Here is a 4,673-nt window from a genome sequence, read left to right on the forward strand (position 1 = left end):
CTCGACGCCAAGTCCATCCGCGTCAGCGAGTACCTCACCGAACTGCCGCCGTTGCCGCTGCTCCGCGCCCGGCTGCACCAGGCGATAGAACATGCCCGGGAACAGGAGGCCAGACGACTCCTGATTTCGGGGGGACAGCCATGATCGAAGGACTCAAACCGTATGCGGAATACAAGGAGTCCGACATTCCGTGGGTTCGTTCCTTACCCGCGCATTGGGTGACTAAGCGGGGAAAGTCCTATTTGGTCACCATTGATCAACGCTCAAAATCTGGCAAAGAAGAACTCCTCACGGTTAGCTCTGCCCGTGGAGTGGTTCCTCGCAACAGCGCCAAGGTGACTATGTTCAAAGCGGAGTCCTACGCTGGCCACAAACTCTGCTGGCCGGGCGACTTGGTGATCAACAGTCTATGGGCTTGGGGCGGTGGCTTGGGCGTGACGCAGCATCACGGCATCATCAGCACTGCCTACAGTGTCTATCGGCCCCGTCCTTCGGCGCAGATGAACCCGCGCTTTCTCCATGAATTGGTTCGGTCCTCACCATTTCACTGGGAGCTTCAGGTCAGATCAAAAGGTGTCTGGATTTCCAGACTTCAATTGACTGATGCCTCGTTTCTTGATGCGCCAATCCCCCTCCCGCCGCCCGACGAACAAGCGGCCATCGTGCGGTTTCTGGACCACGCGAACTGGAAGATCGACGGCTTCATCCGCACCAAGCGCAAGCTGATCAGGCTGCTGAACGAGCAGAAGCAAGCCATCATCCACCACGCCGTCACCCGTGGCCTCGACCCCGACGTCTCCCTCAAGCCCTCCGGCATTCCGTGGCTCGGCGACATTCCTGCGCATTGGGAGGTGATGCAGCTTCGACAAGTTTTGTCGTTCGGCCCAAAAAATGGGGTTTCTCCACAGGCATCCACAGGGATCGGCGTCTTGTCATTCTCAATCTCTGCGGTGAGAGATGGTTGCGTTAATCTAGCGGGACATGAGAAGTTCGTTGAACTCGACAGCGCCCGAGTCGCTGGATTTCGCATTTACAAAGGTGACATCTTGCTTGTTCGCGGAAATGGAAACGTCGCCCTTGTGGGGAAGTGTGGCCTCGTTGAGGACTGCCCGGAGAACTGCGTCTATCCAGACATTCTCATGAAGCTTCGTCCCAACGAGAAGATGAATGCCGAGTTCATGGTTTTGGCTATCAATTCATCCTATGTAACGAATCAGGTCTCGACCCTTGCCAAGACAAGCAACGGTGCGTTCAAAGTGTCCGGCGCGACCGTTCGATCAATTTCAATGGTGGTGCCACCTTATGTTGAACAGATGAGTCTTATCGAAGCCATTAGGGCCGAAGCCACAACGGTCAACACCGCCATCATCCGCACCGAGCGAGAAATCGCGCTGATGCAGGAATACCGCACGCGCCTGACCGCCGACATCGTGACCGGCAAGCTGGACGTGCGCGAAGCCGCCGCCAAGCTGCCAGACCTGCCCACCGACCCCGCTGCCGAACTCTTCACCGGCGCGTCGCCGGAACATGCGGATATTCTGGATGAAATCGAACCCGAGGAGTCTTAAGCGATGCCCGACAAAACCGATCCGGTCCTGATCCACCATCTCGCACCGAAAAACTTCCTGTCTTTTGGGCCTGACAATGCGGGCATTGAACTCCAAGCCCTGAACCTGCTCATCGGCCCGAATGGCAGCGGCAAGTCCAATCTCATCGAGGCGGTGAGCTTCATGCGCGCCTCCGCCGCAGCAAAGGACTTCAGGGAGGTCACTCTCAAAGGCGGCGGTGCGTCCGAATGGATCTGGAAAGGCCAACCCAACGAGTCCGCTTCGGTGGAATGGGTGGTGAACAACCCAAAGGGGAATAAGCCTCTTCGCCATACGGTGGCGTTTCGCTCTTCACAGCAGTCATTTCTTCTCCACGATGAGCGTATCGAAGAGAGTGAGCACCGAGATGGTTACGAGGCAGACGTCTGCTTTTTCTATCGCTTTCAGCAGGGAGACCCGGTGGTCAACACTTCGGCGGGACCGAGTCGGCGCCTCTCCCGTGACTCCATTGAGCTTGATCGCTCGATTTTGTTGCAGCGACGTGACCCCGACGTTTATCCCGAGCTTGCATGGCTCGCGCAAAACTACGAGCGTATCCGCATTTACCGTGAATGGGAGTTTGGCAGAAATGCGGCCCATCGTGCGCCCCAGCAAACCGATATGCGGAATGACGTTTTGCTGGAGGACTTTTCAAACATAGGACTGTTCTTGAGCCGGATGAAGAAATCGCCCAAAGCCAAAAAAGCTTTCTTGGATAACTTGCGGAAGCTCTATGACGGACTGACGGATTTCGAGGTGGTAACGGAAGGCGGTTCGGTGCAAGTGTTCCTGCATGAAGAGGATTTTGCTATTCCTGCCACCCGCCTTTCGGACGGCTCGCTGCGCTTTCTTTGCCTGCTGGCCATCCTCTGCGACCCCGAGCCGCCACCGCTCATCTGCATGGAAGAGCCGGAACTCGGATTACATCCAGATATTTTGCCGACCGTCGCCGACCTCCTCAAGGAGGCATCTCAACGCACGCAACTCATCGTGACGACACATTCCGACATCCTCGTGGATGCCATGACCGATTGCCCCGAATCCGTGGTGGTCTGCGAAAAGCACGAGGGTAAAACAGAGATGACTCGTCTCTCGGCCTCCGAACTGGCGGTGTGGCTGGAAAAATACCGCCTCGGACAACTTTGGATTCAGGGACAACTGGGAGGAACCCGCTGGTGAGCGCCCATCTCTACATCGAAGGCGCGGAGTCCAAAGAAGATCAGGTGCGCTGCCGTGAGGGCTTCCGCAATCTGATCGGGAAGCTGGGATTCGCCGCCGGCAAGAGGATGCCCCGGCTCAGTGCGTGTGGTGGACGCAACGCGGTGTTCGACCATTTCAAAACCGCCCATGCGCAGCGCAAGCAGGGAGACTACATTGCCATGCTGGTGGACAGCGAAGACCCCGTGGCCGATGGCGAAAAGGCCTGGGAGCATCTCAAGAGCCGGGACAACTGGGATAAGCCTGCTGGAGCGGACGATGAGCAGGTTCTGCTGATGACGACGTGCATGGAAACGTGGATCGTTGCCGACCGTGCTGCATTGAAAGCGCATTACGGTCACAGGTTCAAAGAGAATGCCTTGCCGCCGCTGATCGATCTGGAGCAACGTAACCGCAAGGAGGTTCACGAAAAACTTACCCAAGCAAGCAGCGACTGCTCCAACGCTTACGCCAAGGGCAAGCGCTCTTTTGGGGTTGTCGGGATCCTGAACCCAACCGCGCTCAGCTCATTACCCGCTTTTGCAAGGATGGCGAGAGTGTTAAAAGCCAAGCTCTAAACGCATGAAAACCGACACCACCGAAAAAGTCTCGAAACGCTGATCATGCGTCACCCTACCCAGGCAAAGATTTACCACATCCTGCATGTGGATCGACTCGAATCGGTTATCGCAGACGGTGGGCTTTGGTCGGATGCAGTGGTGCAGCGCAAGGCTTCACCGGGAACGACCATCGGCATGAGCGGCATCAAGCAACGCCGGTTGACGACGCCGCTCACCAGTCATCCGACGCTGACGGTAGGGCAATGCGTACCGTTTTATTTCTGTCCGCGCTCGATCATGCTTTACCTGATCCATCAGCAGAACCATCCCGAACTGACTTATCGCGGCGGGCAGGAGCCGATCATTCATCTGGAATCCGACCTCCTCGCCAGTATTGCCTGGGCCGAGGCCCATTCGCGGCGCTGGGCTTTCACACTGTCCAATGCGGGGTCGACCTATTTCGAGGATCGGGCCAAGATAGCGCAGTTGGATGAAATCAACTGGGACGCAGTGGAGGCTCAGAAATGGAGCGGTCCTGGGGTCAGCCCCTCGGTCAAGGAAGGCAAACAAGCCGAGTTTCTGATAGAGAAGAGTTTTCCCTGGGCGCTGGTCGAGCGCGTCGGTATGCAGTCCCAGACGGTGTATCGGCAAGTATCCGACCAGCTTGCCGGAAAAGCGCACCGGCCCCGACTGGAAGTCCTTCGCGAATGGTTTTATTAACCCGAGCACAGACCATCATGATCCATTCCACTCAAGGCGATATTTTGCACGACGACTCCGAAGCGATCGTAAACACGGTGAACTGCGTCGGTGTGATGGGGCGCGGGATCGCGCTGCAGTTCCGCAATGCCTACCCTGAAAACTACAAGGCTTACGAGAAGGCTTGTCAGCGCAAGGAAGTGCAGCCGGGGCGAATGTTCGTTCATGAAACCGGCGCTCTGACCCATCCGCGCTTCATCATCAACTTTCCGACCAAGCGCCACTGGCGCGGGATGAGCCTGATGGAGGACATCGACTCCGGGCTGAAGGCGCTGGTGGACCTGCTGCGGGAAAAGAAGATTCGTTCCATCGCGATCCCGCCGCTGGGCAGCGGTTTGGGCGGACTGGACTGGGCGCAGGTACGTCCCCGCATCGTCGCCGCGCTGGAGGCGCTGGATGAGGTGAAGGTGACAATCTATGAACCTGCGGGCGCTCCCGTCGCCGAAAAAATGGTCCGTAACCAGTCCGCGCCGAAGATGACGGCGGGGCGAGCCGCGCTAGTGGAACTGATGAACCATTATCTCGGTGCCTTGCTGGACCCCTTCGTGACGCTGCTGGAGGTACACAAGCT

5 protein-coding genes are annotated in these 4,673 nt (G+C 57.4%); all 5 read left to right on the forward strand.

All coding sequences use genetic code 11. The features are described 5' to 3' along the window. The first annotated feature begins 140 nt into the window (after positions 1-140). Positions 141-1,568, forward strand: coding sequence for a restriction endonuclease subunit S (locus tag IAE77_RS00795; RefSeq protein ID WP_294220398.1), 1,428 nt, complete (start codon positions 141-143; stop codon positions 1,566-1,568). Between the two features lie 3 nt (positions 1,569-1,571). Continuing rightward, positions 1,572-2,765 carry an AAA family ATPase gene (locus tag IAE77_RS00800; RefSeq protein ID WP_294220400.1) on the forward strand — a complete coding sequence of 398 codons (1,194 nt, stop codon included), beginning with the start codon at positions 1,572-1,574 and terminating at the stop codon, positions 2,763-2,765. After that, on the forward strand, positions 2,762-3,361 hold the full coding sequence (locus IAE77_RS00805; protein WP_294220403.1) for a DUF4276 family protein: 600 nt from the start codon (positions 2,762-2,764) through the stop codon (positions 3,359-3,361). Before IAE77_RS00800 ends, IAE77_RS00805 begins: the two co-directional genes overlap by 4 nt. A 45-nt stretch (positions 3,362-3,406) precedes the next feature. Continuing rightward, entirely contained in the window at positions 3,407-4,063 is a 657-nt protein-coding gene (locus tag IAE77_RS00810; protein WP_294220406.1) for a DUF4433 domain-containing protein, read from the forward strand. A 17-nt stretch (positions 4,064-4,080) separates the two neighbouring features. Next, positions 4,081-4,673: macro domain-containing protein (locus IAE77_RS00815; protein ID WP_294220410.1), on the forward strand; the 593-nt coding region annotated here is incomplete at its 3' end.

The organism is Prosthecobacter sp. (genome assembly GCF_014879935.1).
Taxonomy (GTDB): domain Bacteria; phylum Verrucomicrobiota; class Verrucomicrobiia; order Verrucomicrobiales; family Verrucomicrobiaceae; genus Prosthecobacter.

Excerpts from the sequence above, each read along its gene's own strand:
- IAE77_RS00810 (WP_294220406.1), top strand. The coding sequence starts at position 3,407 with ATGCGTCACCCTACCCAGGCAAAGATTTACCACATCCTGCATGTGGAT.
- IAE77_RS00800 (WP_294220400.1), top strand. The coding sequence starts at position 1,572 with ATGCCCGACAAAACCGATCCGGTCCTGATCCACCATCTCGCACCGAAA.
- IAE77_RS00795 (WP_294220398.1), top strand. The coding sequence starts at position 141 with ATGATCGAAGGACTCAAACCGTATGCGGAATACAAGGAGTCCGACATT.